An 18854-nucleotide genomic window follows, 5' to 3' on the forward strand; every position below is an offset into this window, starting at 1 on the left:
GGCGGCCAGCAGCAGCGGGTCGCGATCGCGCGGGCGCTGATCGCCCGGCCCGCGGTGCTGTTCGGGGACGAGCCGACCGGCGCGCTGGACACCGGTACCGCCCGGGAGGTCCTCGGCCTGCTGCGCGAGGCGGTCGAGGAGACGGGGCAGACGGTGGTGATGGTCACCCACGATCCGGTCGCCGCCGCGCACGCCGACCGGGCGCTGTTCCTGGCGGACGGGCGCCTGGCCGGCGAGCTGGACCGGCCGACCGTCGAGCGGGTCGCCGCGCGGATGACGCGCCTGGGTGCGGACGGAGCGGGCCGATGACCGGGATCGCACTGCGCACGCTGCGCTTCCACAAGGCCGGCTTCCTGGCCTCGTTCGCCGCGCTCTTCCTGGGCGCGCTGATCGTGGTGGGCTGCGGCGGGCTGCTGGAGACCGGCATCCGCTCCGCCGCGCCGCCGCAGCGGCTGGCCGCCGCCCCGATCGTGGTGACCGGCGACCAGCGCTACCACGGCACCGTCCAGGAGCTGATCTTCCCCGAGCGGGCCCGCCTGGACGCCGCCCTGACCGCGAAGATCGGCGCGGTCCCGGGGGTCGCCGCGGCGGTGCCGGACGTCTCCTTCCCCGCCGCGGTCGCCTCCCACGGCACGGTCGCCGGGCACAACTGGGCCTCGGCACGGCTCGCCCCGCACCGGCTCGCGCGGGGCTCCGCGCCGTCCGGTCCCGGGCAGATCGTGCTGGGCGAGGAGCTGGCCGAGCGGGCCGGGACGCGTCTCGGCGGCCAGGTCGAGTTGCTGGTGCACGGCGCCGCCGAACGATTCCAGATCGTCGGGCTGGCCGCCGGCACCGGTGACGTCTTCGTCTCCGACACCGACGCGCGCCGCCTGACCGGACACCCCGGCACGATCGACTCGGTCGGCGTGCTGCTCGGGCCCGGCGCCGACCTCGGCCAGGTCGCGCGGGCCGTGGAGTCCGCGCTCGGGGACGCCGCCGGGTCCGGCACGGCGGTGCTGACCGGGGACGACCGGGGACGGGCCGAGGACCCCACGCTGGTCGAGGGCACCGACGACCTGATCCCGCTCGCCGCCGCGTTCGGCAGCCTGGCGGCGCTGGCCATGGTGTTCGTGGTGGCCGGCACCGTGGGCCTGTCGATCCGGCAGCGGCAGCGGCAGACCGCGCTGCTGCGCGCGGTCGGCGCCACCCCCGGCCAGCTGCGCCGGATGATCCTGGCCGAGACGATGATCCTGGCGGTGGCCGCGACCGCGCCCGCCTGTCTCCTCGCCCCCTGGTTCGGGCATGGGCTGCTGGACGTGTTCGTGCACGGCGGCGTGGTCTCCGACCTGGTCGCGTTCCGCAGCGGCGCCGTCCCGCTGATCGCCGGCGCCGGCCTCGCCCTCGGCGCCGCGCTGAGCGCCGCGTTCATGGCCGCGCACCAGGCGGCGCGCACCCGCCCGGCCGAGGCGCTCGCCGAGGCGGCGCTGCAGCGCCGCTGGTTCAGCACCGGCCGGCTCGTCCTCGGTGTGCTGGGCCTGGGCGGCGGCGCCGCACTGGCGGTCGGCACCGCCGGGTCCGACGGTCCCGACGCGGGCGGCGTCGCCACTCCCGCCGCGCTCGTCTGGACGATCGCGTTCGGCCTGCTCGGCCCCGTCCTGGCCCGCGCCATCGCCGCCGTCCTGGCCCGGCCGGTCCGCGCGCTGTCCGGCCTGACCGGCGAACTGGCCACCGCCAACGCCCGCGCCCGCACCGCCCGCCTCACCACCGCGGTGATGCCGGTCATGCTCGCCACCGGGCTCGCCCTCAGCCTGACCTACCTGCAGACCACCCAGTCCGACGGCAACCGCCGCGCCTTCGCGCAGGCCCAGCGCGCCGACCTCGTGCTCACCTCAACCGCCGGCGGCCTGCCCCTGGACACCCTCGACACCGTCCGCGCGGTCCCGGGCGTCGCCGCCGCGACCGCCCAGATCTCCAGCCGCGGCTTCATCGAACCGGCCGTGGCACCCGCGCCGTCGGGCGGCGGAGGTGAGGAGGAATCGGCCGGGCCGCAGCCCACCGCACTCGCCCTCCAGGGCATCACTCCGCAGGGAGCCGACCGGACGACCGCCTACCGCGCCGCCACCGGCACCCTGACCGCGCTGCGGGGCGACACCGTCGCGCTGCCCACCCGCTACGCCGCCGGACACCGGCTCGGCGACACCATCGCCATGCGGCTCGGCGACGGCAGCCGCACGCGCCTCAAGCTCGTCGCCACCATCGACGCACGGCGCGGTTATGAGACCGCCCTCGTGCCGGCCGCGCTGCTTGCCCCGCATGCCGGCACGGGGCTCGTCCCGCAGATCCTCATCAGCGCCGCCCCCGGGACCGACCGGTCCGCGCTGGCCACGGCGCTGACCTCCCTTGGTCGGCCCGGCCTCCAGCTCACCGACAGCGACGGCCTGGCCGCCGCCCAGCAGGACCAGGACCGCACCCAGGCCACCATGGCCTGGCTCGTCCTCGCCGTCGTCGTCGGCTACGCGGTCATCTCCCTGATCAACACCCACGCGCTCGCGACCGCCGAACGCCGCCGCGAGTTCGGGCTGCTGCGCCTGGTCGGAGCCACCCGCCGGCAGATCCTGCGGATGATGGCCGTCGAGGCGACCCTCGTCGCCGCGGCCGGGATCACCCTCGGCCTGCTGATCGCCGCCCTGACCCTCGTCCCCGCGGGTCTCAGCGTGCTGGACTCCGCCGTCCCGGGCGGGCCGCCCTGGATCCTGGCCGCGACCGTCGCCGCCGCCCTGGCGCTCACCGCCCTCACCACCCTCGCCGCCACCCGCATCATCCTGCGCGGCGGCCCCGACACCACCGGCTGAGAGACGGCCCGGCCGCGGCATCGCCTCGAAGGACTCGCATGGAGCTTCTGCTCGGAACCACCGTCCCCGGCGGCGCACGCGATTCCGACAAGGCGCGGCTCGCGGGCTCCCCAAAACGAGACTCGCGGGCTAAACTGAAACGGCGTTCCTGAAAGTGGAACAACCTCCACGGAAGGTGCCGAATGATCTACCTCGTCTACCGCATGAAGCTGAGCGAGCGGTCCCGCCGGAACCAGAAGGCGTTCTGGGCGTGGCTGGAGGACCGCGAGCGCTGGTTCTACGGCGATCTGCCCATGGTCAGGGAGGTCCGCTGGTACTACAGCGTGATCGGCGACGTCTACACCATCGAGAACTGGGCGGCCTTCGACGACGAGGCCGCCTGGGGCGCCTACCGCGCCGCGCTCGGCACCTTGAAGGCCGACGCCGAGTGGGAGGGCGAGCGGGTCAGGCAGGACGACTGGTGGGAGTTCCTGGACACCAGGATCGTCACCGACCCGCCCGTGCCCGTCGGCCTGCGGCGGGGCTGAGCCGGCGCCCCCGTCCCTCCCGCGGCGGGTCCGCGCGGGAGGGGCGGGCCGGCGCACCGGCGCAGGCCCGGTCAGTGCCACCAGGGGTCGGCGGCTTCCGAGTCGTTGATGAGGTAGGCCCTCGTGCGCAGGAAGCGCCGCAGGGAGGCGGGGCCCATCCGTGAGGCGCCGAGGCCGGAATTCTTGAAGGAGTTCTTCTCCCCCTCGTGCACGAAGGCGGTGAGAGACGCGTCGTTGACGCTGACCGCGCCGGCTTCGAGGCGGCCGGCGACGGCGAGGGCGTCGGCGGTGGTCGCGCCGAACACCGCGGCCGACAGCCCGTAGGCCGAGTCGTTGGCGAGGCCGATCGCGTGCTCGGCGTCCCTGGCCGGCATCACGGGCAGGACGGGCCCGAAGGTCTCCTCGGTCATGATCGCCATGTCGTGGGTCACGCCGGTCAGCACCGCGGGCCGGCACCACCAGCCGCCGTCGATCCGCTCGACCGTGCCGCCGCAGTGTGCGGTGGCGCCGCGGGCGAGCGCGTCGGCGAGGTGCCACTGGACGACCGCCGCCTGGTCGGCGTCGATGATCGGCCCGATCTGGCCGTCGGTGACCCGCGGACGGGCGAGCCGGAGGCGCTTCGCCTTGGCCGTCAGCCGTCCGACGAACTCGTCGTGGACGGGTTCCTCCACGTAGACGCGTTCGATCGACAGGCAGGACTGGCCGGCGTTGGCGGTGCCGCCCCACAGGATGGCGGAACTGGCCCGGTCGAGGTCCGCGCCGTCCAGCACGATCGCGGGGTCCTTGCCGCCGAGTTCGAGGAAGGCGGGGATGAACGCGGCGGCGGCCGAGGCGGCGACGGCCCTGCCGGTCGGGACGCTGCCGGTGAACACGACGGCGTCCACCAGTCCGACCATCGCGGCGCCGACGTCGCCGTCCCCCTCGATGACGCCGAGGACCGCGTCGAGTTCGGGTACCGCCCGCAGGGTCTCGCCGAGCGGGGCGATGAAGCGCGGGGTGACCTCGCTGGGTTTGACGAGCACGGCGCAGCCCGCGGCGAGCGCGGGGATCGCGTCGATCAGCCCGAGGAGCAGCGGGAAGTTCCACGGGCTGATCACGCCGACGAGGGGATACGGGGTCGCCGCCCCGGCGATGCGCATGCCGGGGACGGACGCGGCGCGGGGCGCGGGCGGCGTGAGCAGGCCGGGCGCCTGTGCCGCCCAGCGGTCCAGCATGGCAAGGACGCTGCGGACCTCCATCTCCGACTCGATCAGCCGTCCGGTGTCGTCGACCAGCGCGGCGACCAGATCGTCGTGGGCGGCGTCGATGGCGTCGCGCCAGCGCAGCAGCGCGCGCGAGCGCTCGTCCGGGTGGAGGCCCTGCCAGTGCCCTTGCGCGGTGCGCAGTGCGCCCGCGTGCGCGCGGAGGTCGGCGGGCGGGCGCAGGGGCCGGACCACCGCCCCGGTCCGGGGATCGCGCACCTGGTACGGCGTGCCCGTCATGCGATCACCCCGGCGTCCCGCAGGCGCTCGATGGTGTCGCGCTGGCGTGCGGCGAACCAGCCGCGGTCGGGGGCCGCGGAGCCGTCGCCCAGCTCGTTGGGCCGTTCGCCGCCGAGCCGGGCGTATTCGGCCGCCCACAGTGCGGGCTTCGCCCTGGCGAGCAGGTTGGCCATGCCCGGACGGGCGCGGTGGCGGCGCAGCGCGCCGAGGTCGAGTTCGGCGGCGGCGACGAGGCTCTCGCCCGGCCCCGCCTGGGCGAGGGCGCGCCCCTCGAAGTCGATGATCTCGGATCCGCCGGAGGTGGAGTCGGCCGGGATGGGGATGCCGGTGAGCCCGCCGCTGTTGGCGGACACGACGTAGGCGAGGTTCTCGATCGCGCGGGCCCGCCTGGCCACGGCCTTCGGCGGCAGCGCGGGGCTGGACGCCTCGGAGGTCGGATGGCACAGGATCTCGGCGCCGCGCAGGGCGAGCGCACGGGCCAGTTCGGGGTAGAGGATCTCCTCGGAGCAGATCGCCGCGAGGTTCCCGATCCCGGTGCGGGCGACGGGCAGGACCGCGTCCGGCCCGTACGCGTCGAGGTAGCGGTCCCACACGTCGTAGGGGGTCGGCGAGTACATCGAGTAGAGCCGCCGGTACCGCAGGACGACCTCGCCGGCGGGGTCGATCACGAAGGACGCCTGGAAGTAGATGCCCGGGAAGTGCGGATCGGTCTCGTAGGCGTTGCCGGCGAGGTAGACGTCCTGGTCCCGGGCGATCTCGCCGAGCGCCTCGTACTCGGGGCCGCCGGGCGCCAGCGCGGCCCGTTCCGCCCAGGCCGGGACGGGGTCGCCGAGCGGGAAGCCGGTGAGGACGTACTCGGGGAGCACGACCAGGCGCAGGTCGGTTCCGATCCAGGCCCGGGACGCGCGGACCTGCCCGCCGATCCGCCCGATGGCGGCGGTGACGGCCGCGCGGGCCTCGGCGACGGGCAGCCCGCTCACGCAGCGCGTCGAGGTCTGCAGGGCGAGTGCCCGGTACGCGGGATGTTCCACGGCGACCTTCCCAAATTGAAACAGCGTTCCTAAATACGGAACATAACAGGATCGGACCGCAACGGCTAGGCGGCCGCGGCGCGGTCGGTCTCGGCCAGCCGGCCGTCGATCATGGAGTAGACGCGGTCGGCGGCGGTGAGCTGGGCCAGGTCGTGGGTGACCATGACGGTGGCCAGCCGCCGTTCGCGGGTCAGCCGCTCCAGCAGCCGCACGATCCGCTCGCCGCGGTGGTGGTCGAGGGCGCTGGTGGGCTCGTCCACCAGCAGGACCTCGGGGCCGTTCATCAGCGCGCGGGCGATGTTGACGCGCTGGCGTTCGCCGCCGGAGAGCTGGTGCGGCCGCTTGTGCTCCTGGTCCGCGAGGCCCACGGCGGCCAGCAGTTCCCGGGCCCGGCCGGTGGCCTGCCGCGCGGACCGTCCGGCCATGTGCGCCATCACCGTCAGCTGGTCGAGGGCCGTCAGCGACGCCAGCAGGTTGGGCTGCTGGAAGACGATGCCCACATGGTCGCGGCGCAGCCGGGACCGGGCGGCGGGACTCAGCCCGCCGACCTCCCGGCCCGCGACCGACACCGTTCCGGACGCGGGCTGGACGAGTGTCGCGGCGACGGCCAGCAGGCTCGACTTGCCGGATCCGGACGGGCCGACCACCGCGGTGAACTCGCCGGGCGCGACGCTCAGGCTCACCCTGTCGAGCGCGGTCAGCGTGCGCTCCCCGTCGGGGTAGGTCAGGACGACGTCATCGAGAGCGAGGGTCATCGTGCGGCTCCAAGCGCGGTCAGCGGGTCGACAAAGGTGATCTTGCGGATGGCCAGCGCGGCGCCCACCGCGCCGAGCGCGATCATCACCGCCACCGGGAACAGGGTGGTGGCGGCCGAGACGACGAAGGGGACGCCGTCCCCGATCGCGAACCCGGCCAGCGCGCCGATCGCGCCGCCGAGCCCGGCCCCGGCCAGCAGCACCAGGACGGCCTGGGCCAGCGCGTCGCGCAGCAGGTAGCCGGTGCTCGCGCCGAGCGCCTTCAGGACCGCCACGTCCCCCCGGCGCTGGATCGTCCAGACCGTGAAGAACGCGCCGATGACCAGCGCCGAGATGGCGAACAGGAACCCGCGCATGAGCTGCAGCGACCCGTTCTCGGCGGAGAACGACGGGATCGCGGACTTCGCGTCGCCCTGGGCGATCGTGGTCGTCCCGAGGCGCTGGTCGGCCGCGTCCAGGTCCGGCTTCCCGGTGACGTCCAGCAGCAGGACGGTGGCGGCCTGCCGCTGCGCGTCGCCGCCCTCCGGGCTGAGGGCGCGCCAGTCGTCCACCCCGATCCAGGCGACCGGCGTATGGCTGTAGGACGACGCCTCGCCCGTGCCCGCCACCGCGAACCGCTGCCCGGCGATCTGGACGCCGTCGCCCGCCGCCAGCCCGGTGCTCTCGGACAGTTCGGCCGACAGCACGATCTGGCCGGACGGCAGGGAGTGACGGGCGTTCCCGGTGGCCTCCCGTCCGTCGGGCGCGGCCCCGAAGAGCGCGACCGGCGCGCCCCGGTCCCCGGCCGGACCGAAGCTGATCCGGTTCATCGAGATGCCGAGCGGCTCGGCCGTCACCCCCGCGACGTCCTGCCAGCCCTTCATCGTCGCCTGGTCGATCCGGCTCTCGGAGAAGGAGGTCTCCCCGTCGCCCGTGCCGAACACGATGCGGTCGGCGGGCAGGTTCTCGACGGCCGAGGCGCTGTCGCGCGCCAGCCCCGCCGTCAGCCCCGACAGCATCGTCACCAGCAGCGTGATGAGCAGCACGACCGATCCCATGAGCGCGAACCGCCCCTTGGCGAACCGCAGGTCCCGTAGCGCCACGAACACCGCACGCCCCCCGTTTCCTCTGCGTCTGAAGTGGACATCTCCAGCGTGCGCGGCCCCGCCGTGGCGGCGCATCGTGCGCCGGGACCGGCGGATCGCCTTCTTCCGGACCGCCGGACATCCATCTTTCGATCGATCCGGCCCGTCCGGCCGCCGCCTACCGTGAGTGGGGACATGCGGACCGATCTGTTCTCTCCGGCGATGCGCCTGCTCGGCTGGGCCGTGCACGGCACCTTCCTGGTGCTGCTCGCGGTCGCCCTGGTGCGCACCCTGCACGACGGGCGGGCGTGGACGGCCGCCGGCGGCCTGGCCCTCGGTGCGATCTACGCCGGCGGGGTGCTCTGGGCCGGGCGCGATCGACGTCCTCGGCTGGGCCTCGCCCGTCTCTGGCTCGCACTGCTCACCGCCGCATGGGCGGGGCTGGCCCTGTCCTCCCCCGACTTCGTCTGGCTGGCCTTCCCGCTGTTCTTCCTCTACCTGCATCTGCTGCCGCTGCCCGCGGCACTGCCCGGTGTGGCCCTGCTGACGGCCGCGGCGGTCGGGGCCGTGGCCTGGCACGGCGGCGGGGTCAGGCTGGCCGAGGTGCTCGGCCCGACCATCGGCGCGTCCGTCGCCACCCTGATGGCCCTCGCCTACCAGGCGCTCTACCGGGAGAGCGAGGAGCGCCGCCTGCTCATCGAGGACCTGGTCCGCACCCGCGAGAAACTGGTCGAGGTCGAGTCCGCGACGGCACGGCTCACCGAGCGCGAGCGCCTCGCCCGGGAGATCCACGACACCCTCGCCCAGGGGATGTCCAGCATCATCCTGCTCCTGCGGGCCGCGCGCCGCGATCTCGGCGGCGGCACGGACGCGGCGCTGGCCCGGGTGGCGGAGGCCGAGCAGGCCGCCGCGGAGAACCTGGAGGAGGCCCGCAACTTCGTGCGGGGGCTGGCCCCGCCCGTGCTGCAGCAGTCCTCCCTCACCGACGCGCTGCGCCGGATCACCGAGTCGGCGGCCGTCCGCTCCGCGTCCCGGATCCGGTTCGACGTGACGGGCGCTCCCGCCGAACTCCCGGTCGCCTACGAGGTGGCGCTGCTGCGCATCGCCCAGGGGGCGCTCGGAAACGTCGCCAGGCACTCCGCGGCCGAGAACGTCGGAGTGACGCTGACCTATCTCGACGACATGGTGATGCTGGACGTCTTCGACGACGGGCGCGGCTTCGATCCCGCGGCGATCGGTCGTCCACCGGCCGGATCGGGGAAGGAAGCGGGGAGGGAAGTGGGGAAGGATGCGCGGGACGGTGGCGGTACCGGCTACGGGCTCCGGGCGATGCGCGACCGGGCCCGCGCGCTGGGCGGGACGCTGACGATCGAGTCCGTACCGCGGGAGGGGACGGCCGTGGTGGCGACCCTGCCGGTGCCCGGGGGTGAGGAGCGACGATGAGCGAACCGATCCGGATCCTGCTCGTGGACGATCATCCGGTCGTGCGCTCCGGCATCCGCGCCATGCTGCTCGACCAGCCCGGTTTCGCCCTGGTGGGCGAGGTCGCGACCGGCGCGGAGGGGGTGGCGGAGGCGCGGCGCCTGCGGCCCGACGTCGTGCTGATGGACCTGCAGCTCGGCGAGGGCCTGCACGGGAGCGAGGCGACCCGGCAGATCACCGCGGCGGGTTCCGGCGCACCCCGGGTCCTGGTGCTGACGACGTTCGACACCGATGCCGACATCCTCGCCGCCATCGAGGCCGGCGCCACCGGCTACCTGCTCAAGGACGCGCCTCCGGAGAAGCTGTTCGCCGCGATCCGGGCGGCCGCCGCCGGCGACAGCACGCTCGCGCCCAGCGTCGCCTCACGCCTCCTCGGCCGGATGCGCTCCCCCGTCGCGACGCTGACCGCGCGCGAACTGCAGGTACTGGAACTGGTCGCCGAGGGACTGTCGAACCGGCAGATCGGCAAGCGGCTGTTCCTCAGCGAGACCACGATCAAGACGCACCTGGTGCACATCTACGCCAAGCTCGACGTCGACTCCCGCACCGCCGCCGTAGCCGCCGCCACCCGCCGCGGCCTCATCCGCTCGTCCTGACCCGGTCAGGAGTGCGCGGGGTCAGGAGTGGGCGGGGTCAGGAGTGCGCGGCCCAGCTTTGGGAGATCTCTTCGGCGGCGTCGCGGACGAGGGGCCGGTAGCGGTCGACCGCGTCGGGGGTGAAGCGGTGGCCGGGGCCGCAGACGCTGATCGAGCCGTGCACCTCGCCGTCCGGGCCGAACAGCGGCGCGGCGACCGAGCCCGCGTCGGCCTGCCGCTCACCGAACGACACCGCCACACCCTCGCGGGCCGTCTCGGCGAGCCGGTCGCGCAGCGCCGCCCCGTCCACGACGGTCCGATCGGTCAGCGCCGCCAGCGGCCGCGCCAGTAGCGCCTCACGCCGCGACTCGGGCAGGAACGCCAGGATCACCCGCCCGGACGAGCCCGCATGCAGCGGGAACCGCCGCCCGACCTCGACCGTCATCTTCACCTCGCGGGGGCTCTCGAACTGGTCGAGGTAGACCCGCTCGTCACCGGCGAGGCCGGAGAGCGTCGTCGTCTCCCCCGTCTCGTCCCGCAACCGCCGCAGCACCGGCGCGGCGGCACTGCGGACATTGAACCGCCGCAGCGCACTCACCCCCAGCGCCACTGCCGCCGGGCCGAGCCGGTACCCCGACGTGCCCGCCTCCAGCATCTCCCGCGACACCAGCGACTGCAGAATCCGATACACCACCGCCTTGGAGATCCCCAACTCACGACTGATCGCGGTCACACCCAGATGCTCCGGCCCGCCCGCGAACAGCAGCAGCACGTCCGCGACACGCCCCGCGACCTCGGTGCCCCCGGAGGGCGGAGCGGCGGTCGTCTGGTCGGTCACGCCACGATTTTAGGGTTCACCGGCCACGGCACAGGCAGCGGCCGACCAGGTCGTCGGCGCCCATCTGTTTCGCCTAGCGGAACACACGTCAGGTCGACGTGGTCGCCACACCCGCCGCAATCAGGGTTATTGCCCAGAGGCAGCCTCAACTACTGCGGTGATCAGCGCCATCTTGACGAGTCCGGCGTGCTGATACGATCCGGATTGCCGCACGCTAGCGTTTCCGCTAGCGAAACAACTGAGCGAAGGTGGTGCCGTCCATGACCGACGCTCGGTCCGGGGCCCGGGTGGGGACGGCGCCCGGCACCATCGCGGCCGTCCCCGGCGACGAACGCTGACCGGTCACCGAGTGCTCTACGGGGCGTGATGGAATCCTCTCAGCGCCAGAACGCCGCCCATCCGCCTGTGCCGGCCGGACACGGGCGCCCAGCAAGTAGGGACTCCCATGCCCATGGACACATCCAAGCCGATCCGCCGCCGCGGCGGCGAGTCGTCGAGCAAGACGGTCGCGACCGTGGAACGCGCCGCGGACGTGCTCGTCCTGTTCGCCGAGCCCGGTTCGGTCACCCTCGGCGTGACCGAGATCGCCGAGCGGCTCGGCCTCTCCAAGGCCGCGGTGCACCGCATCCTCGCGTCCCTGCGGCTGCGCGGCCTGATCGACCTGGACCAGGAGACGCGCCGCTACTCGCTGGGCCTCACCACGATGCGGCTCGGGCTGGCCTATCTCGACCGCATCAACATCCGCCGGATCGCGGCGCCGGAGCTCACGAGCCTGTCCCGCTCCCTGTCGGAGACCGCGACGCTGTCGATCCGCACCGGCAACACGCGCGTGTACGTGGACCAGGTGACGCCGAGCCGGGAGGTCATCATGTCGGTCGGTCTCGGGATCCCGTATCCGCTGCACGCCGGGGGTTCGTCCAAGGCGTTCCTCGCTTTCCTGGACGAGGAGGAGATCGACGCCTACTTCGCGGACACGCCGCTCACCCGCCTGACCGAGCGCACCATCGTCGACGAGGACGCCCTCCGCAAGGAGCTGCGGACGATCCGCAGACGCGGCTACGCCCAGTCGGTCTCCGAACGGCAGCCCGGATCGGCGTCGGTCGCCGCCCCCGTCCTCGACCACCACGGCAGGCCGGCCGGCGTGATCAGCGTCTGCGGCCCGGCCGAGCGGTTCCGCGGCGAGGCCAAGCGGTGCGCCGAGGCCCTGCTCGAGGTGACCGGCAGGCTGTCGGCCGGCATGGGCCACAACGCCTGACCGGCAGGGCCCCGGGCGGTCCGGGACCCTGCCCGGCGGTCACATGCCGTCCCCCGCCCAGCGGCCGGTCGACCGGCTGCGCACCGGCAGGGTGGAGATGATGGGTGCGGGGATCGGCTGCCCCTCCTTCCAGGCCCGGCCGGCGCCCCAGTTGTGGCGCTGCTCGTCGGTCCGCTCGTCGGGGTGCTCCAGGTCGCCCAGCTCGGCGCCCCAGTCCGCGGTGACCGGCTCGTGCTCATGGTCGTGATCGGAGTCGTGGTCGTGGTCCGAGTCGTGGTCGTGGGCGCCGCCGGGGCCGTGCCCGCCCCGCAGCTCGGCGATGTCGATGGCCTTGGCGATGGCGATCAGGCTCTTGTCGGCGCCCGTCCCGTTCGGCACATAGTCGACGTCGTCCTTGCCCTGCTCGCGCTGGAACAGCACGGAGGCCCGCAGGTCCGCCAGGTCCCGGTCGCCGCGCGGCGGGACGCCGCGGCCGATGTCGTGGCTCGACATCGACCACCGCATGCGGCCGCCGCCCGGACCGTAGTTGACCGCCTCGCCGCCCCAGCGGAGCCACTCGTTCTGCGTGTACCAGTTGACCAGCTCGCCGTCGGAGCGCATCAGCCAGGTGACGCCGCCCTCGGGGGTGGTGAAGTGCCCGTGCTTGACGCGCGCGGGACGGAAGAAGTACGTGCCGGGGTCGAGCGTCCCGAAGTTGTACTCCATGCTGCCCTGCAGCGTGTACGCCTCCTCGTAGCACGGATGGTGGGCGAGGCGATGGTCGGTCCACCCCTCCTGCGAGTGGACGAGGCGCGTGTAGAAACCGCTGACCGGGTCCACGTGGAGGTACTTGATGAACAGGCCCGGCATGGGACCGGCGTTGGGGACGGCGTCCCACGCCATCGCCTCGGTGTCGAGGACCGTCACCTCGCCGCGGGCGTCCGCCCAGCGCGGCGCGCCCGCGCCGTCCACCGGGTCGAAACCGGCGTCGCCGTACTCGCGGTAGTGCAGGATCCGGGTGCCCTCGCGGAAGGTCATCGCCTCGGCCGGCACCCCCTTCGGCGCATGCACGTAGCCGCCCTTGCCGATCGTCCGGCCGCCGTAGGTCAGCGATCCTTCGAGGACGTGGTACTCGGTGTCGGCGTGGTGGATGCCCGGCCCGCGTCCCCAGTCAGTGTGGAAGTCGACGCGCAGCGACGACGAACCGTCCTCCTCGTCCACCGACAGGCGCCGTTCGCTCGCCCGGCCCTCACCTCCCACCAGTTCCGCGCCGTGCCAGACGTAGTCGTCCTCCTGGATCAGCTCGACATGGGCTCGCATCTCATCACTCCTTCACTGCGCCGGGGACTACTGTGCCGGGGACGTTCACGGCAGCCGGGTCTCGTTGATCAACGTGCGCTGGACGCAGCGGCCGCCGCTGACCCACTGCCAGGTGCGACTGCGGTTCGCGCCGTCGTCGCTGAGCACGATCAGCTCGAACAGCCGCATGTCGGCGCCGCGCTCCTTGTAGACCCACGACAGGTAGATCGTGGTGTCGTCGACGGCCCAGAACTCGCCCTTGATCCGCTCGGTGTCGAACGCGCAGCGGCCCCCGCCCAGGTAGGTGCCCGGGAACCGGTGCTCCTCGGTCCGCCCGTCCGCCCAGGTGTACTTGTTGACCTGGTAGTAGTCCCAGGTGCCGTCGCCGGGGAGGCGGCACGACAGCAGGGACCGGTGCTCGTCGGTGACCTTCCCCGACCGGTCCACATAGGTGTAGGTGCCCTCCCAGTCGCCCTCGTGCCGTGCCAGCAGCGGCATGTCCTCGCGGATGCCCATGGGTTCTCCTTGCTAGATCGGATCAGGACAGGCCAGCGCCGACCAGGCCGCCGATGCCGAAGGTCGCGGCGGCGGCCGCACCGCCGAGGACCAGTTGCCGCAGGCCGCCGCGCCACCAGGGCCGCGCGGTCAGCCGCGCCACGGCGGCGCCCGCGCCGAGGAGCCCGAGCGTGCTCACGATCGAGGCGATGAGCAGGCCGTCGGCGCCGAGCATGAACGGCAGCACCGGGATGATCGCGCCGAGCGCGAAGGCGGTGAAGGACGAGCCCGCGGCCACGTACGGCGAGGGCAGGTCGTCGGGGTCCACGCCGAGCTCCTCCCGGACGTGTACGCGCCAGGCCAGTTCGGGCTGCTCGGAGAGCTGCCGGGCCACCGCGCCGGCGGTCTTCTCGTCCAGTCCGCGGGCCCGGTAGAGGGCGGTCAGCTCCGCCAGCTCGCCTTCGGGGTCGCGGGCCAGCTCGGTGCGCTCCACCTCGATCTCGGCCCGCATCAGTTCCGCCTGCGACGCCACGGAGGTGTACTCGCCGGCCGCCATGGAGCAGGCCCCGGCGGCGAGCCCGGCGAGCCCGGTGACGACCACCGCCGAGGACGACGCGCCGCCGCCGACCACGCCGCTGAGCAGGGCGAAGTTGGACACCAGCCCGTCCATCGCGCCGAACACCGCGGGACGGAGCCAGCCGCCGGTCACATCGCGGTGCCCGCGGTGGTGCTCCACCGGCGGGGTCAGGGTCGCGGCCTCGGCGTTCATGGGGGTCCCTTCGGCTCTCCACTGCTCTTGTTTTACGACACTATGTCGTGAAACAGTGTTTCGCAAGTCACTGCCGAGGCTCTTTCGGGAGCTTGCGAGCACGTCCCAAGGGAGGCCCCAGATGCCCGCACCCCACCCCCGTCCGCGCTGGGCCAGGCCGCTGTCGGCCGTGCCCGTGCTCGCCGTCGCCCTGCTGGCCGCGAGCCCGCTCACCGCCGCGGCCGCGGCCGCCGACGCCAAGCCGGAGATCACCCTCACCCCGTCCGGGGACCTCACGCCCGGGACCGAGATCACGGTGCGGGGCACGGGCTTCGAACCGGGGAAGCTGCTGTTCGTGGCCCTCTGCGACACCGGCAAGCCGCTCGGCAGCGCCTGCGACACCGGCCACTACGCCAAGGCGACCACCGGTGCGGACGGATCGCTGAACACCAAGCTCAAGGCGGTCGCGTCCTTCGGTGACACCGACTGCGCCAAGACGTCGTGCGCCCTGATGACGAACGACCCGGCCGATCCGAGATCGACTCGCAACTACGTCACCGCGCCGGTCACCTTCACCGGCGGCGGAAGCGCGCCGGCCGCCGCCCCGTCCGCGAAGGCGGCCGCGGCGGAGGACGGCGCGACCGGCGACGACGACGGCGGCAGCGGCATGCTGCTGGCCGGCGGGGCCATCGTGGTCGTGGTGGTGGCGGGCGTGGTGCTCTTCCTGGTCAGGCGCGGCCGGTCCTCCCCCGCCGGTTGCTAGCCCGCGGCGCGGCCGGGGGCTGGACGGGCGCACCGTCCCGCCCCCGGCCGCCGGCGTCGCCGTCACCGGTCTTCGGCGGCCGCGATGTCCAGCACCTCGGCATCGCGCAGGCACGCGCTGTGCCGCGCCCCGATCGCGACCAGCTCCGGCCTCTGCCGTGCGCAGACGCCGACCGCGTACGGGCAGCGCGGGTGGAACGCGCAGCCCGGCGGAGGGTTCACCGCCGAGGGCACCTCCCCGGTCAGCACCGGCAGGTCGCGCCGGGACGGGTCGGGCTCGGGGATCGCGGCCAGCAGCGTGCGCGTGTAGGGGTGGCGGGGCGAGGCGAAGACCTCCGGTGCCGGGCCGGCCTCCACCACGCGTCCCAGGTACATGACCGCGATGTGGGTGGCCAGATGCCGGGCGATGTCCAGCTCGTGGGTGATCAGCACGTAGCCGAGCCCGAGCGACTCGCGGAGATCCAGCAGCAGGTTGACCAGCGTCGCCTTCACGCCGACATCGAGGCTGGCGGTCGGCTCGTCCAGGACGATCGCGCGCGGGGAGGCGGCCAGCGCACGGGCGACGGTGACCCGCTGCAGCTCGCCGCCGCTCACCCCGCCGGGCCTGCGGCCCGCGTACTCGGGCGGCAGCCCCACCTGCTCCAGCAGTTCGCGGACCCGCGCGGCGCGCTCGGCGGCCGACGCGCACAGCCCGTGCACGGCGAGCGGCTGCCCGATCGCGTGGCCGATGCTCTTGCGCCGGTTCAGCGCCGACCACGGGTTCTGCGAGACGAACTGCACGGTGCGGCGCACCTCGCGCGGCAGCCGGGCGCCGGCCGGAACGCCGCCGACGCGCACCTGCCCCAGCGTCGGCCGCAGCAGCCCCACCGCCAGCCGCGCGACGGTCGACTTGCCGCAGCCGGACTCGCCGACGATCGCGAGGGTCTCTCCGGGCCCCAGCGACAGCGACACGTCCTCCACGGCGTGGACGACCCGGCGCCCGCGCGGACCGAGCGCCTTCCCAAGAGTGAACCTGCGGGTGACATGGTCCAGCTCGATCAGCGGCACGCCGTTCCAGGGCGGGCTGTTCTGGGCCGGCGTGTTCGGGGGCGGGGTGTTCGGGGCCGACGTGTTCGGGGCCGACGTGTTCGGGGCCGACGTGTTCGGGGGCGGCGTGTTCTGGGCCAGCGTGTTTTGGGGTGGGGTGTTCGGGGGTGGGGTGTTCGGGGACGCGCTGGTCGGGGGTGGGGTCATGTGGGCTCCTCGGCGTGGTGGCAGCTGATGGTGGCCTCGGAGGTGACGACCGGGCGGGGCGCCTCCTCGCGGCAGCGCTCCAGTACCACCGGGCAGCGCGCCGCGAACGGGCATCCGGGGTGGCGGGCGGCGTCGACGGCGCTGCCCGGGATGGCGCCGAGCCGGTCGCCGGGCCGGGTCCGGCCGGGCAGCGCGGCCAGCAGCGCCTTGGTGTAGGGGTGCCGGGGCGCGGCGAAGATCTGCCGGACCGGTCCCGTCTCGACGAGCCGCCCGCCGTACATCACCGCGACCCGGTCGCAGACCTGCGCCACCACGGCGAGGTCGTGCGTGACGTAGAGGATGCCCAGGCCGAGCCGGTCCCGCAGGTCCAGCAGCAGCCGCAGCACCTGGGCCTGCACGGTGGCGTCCAGCGTCGTGGTGGGCTCGTCGGCGATCAGCAGGTCGGGGCGGCGCGCCAGCGCGGCCAGCACGATCAGCAGCCGCTGCAGCTGGCCGCCGGAGAAGCGGTGCGGGTAGTCGCGGGGCCGGTCCAGGACGGCGCGCAGCCCGACCTGCTCCAGCAGCGGGACGAGGTCCTCCCCGCCGCCGTACCACCGCAGCTGCCGCAGCACCGGGGTCGCCGGGCTGAGGGACGTCATCGGCCGCTGCGGAACGAGCCCGATGCGGGTCGCGCGCAGCCCGCGCATGGCCTCGTCCGGCAGGCCGATGAGCCCGGTGCCGTCGAACGCCAGGCCGGCGGCGCGCAGCCGCGCGCCGTCCGGGAGGGTCCGGGTCAGCGCCGCGCACACGCTGCTCTTGCCGCTGCCCGACTCCCCGACCAGGCCGAGGACCTCGCCGCGGCGCAGCCGGAAGGTGACCCCGCGCACGGCCGGAACGGTCCGGCCGGCGTGCCCGGGGTAGTCGACGTGCAGGTCTTCGACGTCCAGCAGCACCGGCTCAGGCACGGGAGCCTCCGGCGGGGCGGAGGGCGGCGACGCCGAGGCGGCTGATCCGCATTCGCGCCGGATCCATGGGTGCCACGCCGTCGCGCTGCCCGGTGACCATCTGCGGGTAGGCGGGCGGGAACATCACGGCGTCCTCGGCCAGGGTGCGGCCGACCTGCTTCAGCAGCCGGGCCCGCTCGTCGCGGTCGGAGGTCTCCCACACCCGGTCCAGTGCCCGGTCCACGGTGTGGTCGCGGTAACCGCACGCGAGGACGCTGCCGGACTGCGCGGGCGAGAGCGTGAGGTAGTTCGCGGCGCCGCTGGTGAAGCCGCTGGCGAACTTGTTCATGATCATCTGGTAGTCGCCGGAGATCCACCGCTGCGCCCACGGGCCGCTCTGCAGCACCTCCAGCTTCACCCGCACGCCGAGGCTCTTCCAGTTCTCGACGAGGATCTGCGCGATTCCCTCGATGGTCTGGCCCGCCGCGATGGTGAGGGTGAACTCGCGGCTCCCGCCGGCGGCCGCGAGGAATCGTTCGGCCTTCGCCAGGTCGGGACGGGCCGGGAACGCCTTCAGCGCGGGGTCGTAGCCGAGTTCCGCGGGCCCGATCGGCCCCTGGCCGAGGGTGGCGGCGCCGCCGAAGACCTTGTCGACCACGGCCTGCCGGTCCATCGAGTACGCGATGGCCTTGCGGAAGTTCGCGTCGGAGAACGGCCGGTCGCCGGCCTTGACGTAGGTGAGGACGTCGATGGGGGCGTCCACCTTGTGGACGGTCACCCGCTTGTCGCCGCGCAGCAGCGGCAGCGCGGCGACGGGCAGGTTCGTGGCGATGTCGACCTTGCCGGCGCGCAGGTTCACCGCGCGCGTCGAGCCGTCCGGGATGATCTGGTATTCCATCCGCTGGAAGGCGGCCTTGGTCCCGTGGTAGTCCGGGTAGGCGCTGAGCGAGTAGCCCAGCCCGTCCGACACCCGGTCCAGCCGGTAGGGCCCGGTGCCCATCATCGTGTCCTTGCGCCCGACGAACGACCGGTGCGTGATCGGCAGGTTGGTCAGGTGCGACCGCATCAGCCCGTACCGGCGGTTGAGCTTGATCTCCACCGTGTGCGCGTCGACGGCGCGGGCGGCGGAGTAGTAGTGCAGGAAGTAGACGATCCATTCGCTGCCGCTGGCGAGGGCGGTCACGTGCTTGAGCGAGGCGACGACGTCCTCGGCGGTGAACGCGTCCCCGTTGTGGAAGGTGATCCCCTTCTTCAGCGGGATCGTCATGGTGAGCCCGTCCGCGGAGACCCGCGGTTCCGCGCTCGCCAGCAGCGGGACCGACCGCAGCTCGCCGTCGTAGTCGTACAGCGACTCCATGATCGGCTCGGCGATCCAGCGGGTCACCTCGCTGCCGGAGTCGAGCGGGTTCAGGTTGCCGGGGCCGGCCTCGATCCCGATCCGCAGGGTGCTGCCCGCGGCGGTCCCGCCGCCCGCGCAGCCGGCGGCGCCGGACAGCGGGATCGCGGCGGCGCCCGACGCGAGCGTGCCGAGGACCCGCCGCCGGGACCAGCCGGACGCCGGTGTGTTGGCCATCAT

18 protein-coding genes are annotated in these 18854 nt (G+C 73.9%); 7 read left to right on the forward strand and 11 right to left on the reverse strand.

The genetic code is table 11. The features are described 5' to 3' along the window. The 3 genes from ABZ806_RS20940 to ABZ806_RS20950 all read left to right on the forward strand — a co-directional run. Positions 1-309, forward strand: a 309-nt coding sequence (locus tag ABZ806_RS20940) for an ATP-binding cassette domain-containing protein (RefSeq protein ID WP_500218999.1), incomplete at its 5' end; no start/stop codon positions are given. Next, the gene (locus ABZ806_RS20945; protein WP_500219000.1) at positions 306-2831 is read left to right on the forward strand and encodes an ABC transporter permease; all 2526 of its coding nucleotides are present in this window, start codon (positions 306-308) and stop codon (positions 2829-2831) included. The genes ABZ806_RS20940 and ABZ806_RS20945, both read left to right, overlap by 4 nt. A gap of 182 nt (positions 2832-3013) precedes the next feature. Continuing rightward, the gene (locus ABZ806_RS20950) at positions 3014-3358 is read left to right on the forward strand and encodes a hypothetical protein (protein WP_500219001.1); all 345 of its coding nucleotides are present in this window, start codon (positions 3014-3016) and stop codon (positions 3356-3358) included. A gap of 71 nt (positions 3359-3429) precedes the next feature. On the opposite strand, the gene ABZ806_RS20955 is transcribed toward ABZ806_RS20950, so the two are convergent. The 4 genes from ABZ806_RS20955 to ABZ806_RS20970 all read right to left on the reverse strand — a co-directional run bounded on the left by ABZ806_RS20955 (position 3430) and on the right by ABZ806_RS20970 (position 7707). Next, a complete protein-coding gene (locus ABZ806_RS20955; RefSeq protein WP_500219002.1) occupies positions 3430-4839 on the reverse strand; it encodes an aldehyde dehydrogenase family protein in 1410 nt (469 codons plus the stop codon). Next, positions 4836-5870, reverse strand: a complete 1035-nt coding sequence (locus ABZ806_RS20960) for a nitrilase-related carbon-nitrogen hydrolase (protein ID WP_500219003.1) — start codon at positions 5868-5870, stop codon at positions 4836-4838. The genes ABZ806_RS20955 and ABZ806_RS20960 overlap by 4 nt, the downstream gene beginning before the upstream one ends. A gap of 65 nt (positions 5871-5935) precedes the next feature. After that, a complete protein-coding gene (locus ABZ806_RS20965; RefSeq protein ID WP_500219004.1) occupies positions 5936-6625 on the reverse strand; it encodes an ABC transporter ATP-binding protein in 690 nt (229 codons plus the stop codon). Then, complete coding sequence (locus ABZ806_RS20970; RefSeq protein ID WP_500219005.1) at positions 6622-7707, reverse strand: FtsX-like permease family protein; 1086 nt, start codon at positions 7705-7707, stop codon at positions 6622-6624. The genes ABZ806_RS20965 and ABZ806_RS20970 overlap by 4 nt, the downstream gene beginning before the upstream one ends. Positions 7708-7884: 177 nt before the next feature. Between ABZ806_RS20970 and ABZ806_RS20975 the strand changes: the two genes are divergently transcribed. Further along, complete coding sequence (locus ABZ806_RS20975; protein ID WP_500219006.1) at positions 7885-9132, forward strand: sensor histidine kinase; 1248 nt, start codon at positions 7885-7887, stop codon at positions 9130-9132. Further along, positions 9129-9767, forward strand: coding sequence for a response regulator (locus ABZ806_RS20980; protein WP_500219007.1), 639 nt, complete (start codon positions 9129-9131; stop codon positions 9765-9767). The genes ABZ806_RS20975 and ABZ806_RS20980 overlap by 4 nt, the downstream gene beginning before the upstream one ends. Before the next feature lie 37 nt (positions 9768-9804). Here ABZ806_RS20980 and ABZ806_RS20985 read toward each other — a convergent pair whose 3' ends face one another. Continuing rightward, on the reverse strand, positions 9805-10584 hold the full coding sequence (locus ABZ806_RS20985; protein WP_500219008.1) for an IclR family transcriptional regulator: 780 nt from the start codon (positions 10582-10584) through the stop codon (positions 9805-9807). 451 nt (positions 10585-11035) lie between these two features. Between ABZ806_RS20985 and ABZ806_RS20990 the strand changes: the two genes are divergently transcribed. Continuing rightward, positions 11036-11839: an IclR family transcriptional regulator gene (locus tag ABZ806_RS20990; protein WP_500219009.1), complete on the forward strand. Its 804-nt coding sequence runs from the start codon at positions 11036-11038 to the stop codon at positions 11837-11839. A gap of 39 nt (positions 11840-11878) precedes the next feature. On the opposite strand, the gene ABZ806_RS20995 is transcribed toward ABZ806_RS20990, so the two are convergent. From ABZ806_RS20995 to ABZ806_RS21005, 3 genes are read right to left on the reverse strand one after another with little or no spacing between them, the layout of a single operon-like run. Next, entirely contained in the window at positions 11879-13138 is a 1260-nt protein-coding gene (locus ABZ806_RS20995) for a DUF4437 domain-containing protein (protein ID WP_500219010.1), read from the reverse strand. A 45-nt stretch (positions 13139-13183) separates the two neighbouring features. Beyond that, positions 13184-13633, reverse strand: a complete 450-nt coding sequence (locus ABZ806_RS21000; RefSeq protein WP_500219011.1) for a DUF3598 family protein — start codon at positions 13631-13633, stop codon at positions 13184-13186. Between the two features lie 22 nt (positions 13634-13655). Next, entirely contained in the window at positions 13656-14381 is a 726-nt protein-coding gene (locus ABZ806_RS21005) for a VIT1/CCC1 transporter family protein (RefSeq protein ID WP_500219012.1), read from the reverse strand. Between the two features lie 121 nt (positions 14382-14502). Between ABZ806_RS21005 and ABZ806_RS21010 the strand changes: the two genes are divergently transcribed. Next, positions 14503-15123, forward strand: coding sequence for a neocarzinostatin apoprotein domain-containing protein (locus ABZ806_RS21010; protein ID WP_500219013.1), 621 nt, complete (start codon positions 14503-14505; stop codon positions 15121-15123). Between the two features lie 62 nt (positions 15124-15185). Here the strand turns inward: ABZ806_RS21010 and ABZ806_RS21015 are convergent, their stop codons facing one another. From ABZ806_RS21015 to ABZ806_RS21025, 3 genes are read right to left on the reverse strand one after another with little or no spacing between them, the layout of a single operon-like run. Next, positions 15186-16355 (reverse strand): oligopeptide/dipeptide ABC transporter ATP-binding protein, encoded by a 1170-nt coding sequence (locus tag ABZ806_RS21015; RefSeq protein ID WP_500219014.1) that lies wholly within the window; start codon positions 16353-16355, stop codon positions 15186-15188. After that, entirely contained in the window at positions 16352-17299 is a 948-nt protein-coding gene (locus ABZ806_RS21020; RefSeq protein WP_500219015.1) for an ABC transporter ATP-binding protein, read from the reverse strand. The genes ABZ806_RS21015 and ABZ806_RS21020 overlap by 4 nt, the downstream gene beginning before the upstream one ends. Then, positions 17292-18851: an ABC transporter substrate-binding protein gene (locus ABZ806_RS21025; RefSeq protein WP_500219016.1), complete on the reverse strand. Its 1560-nt coding sequence runs from the start codon at positions 18849-18851 to the stop codon at positions 17292-17294. The genes ABZ806_RS21020 and ABZ806_RS21025 overlap by 8 nt, the downstream gene beginning before the upstream one ends. Positions 18852-18854 lie beyond the last annotated feature (3 nt).

This window comes from Spirillospora sp. NPDC047418 (assembly GCF_040643275.1).
Classification (GTDB): domain Bacteria; phylum Actinomycetota; class Actinomycetes; order Streptosporangiales; family Streptosporangiaceae; genus Spirillospora.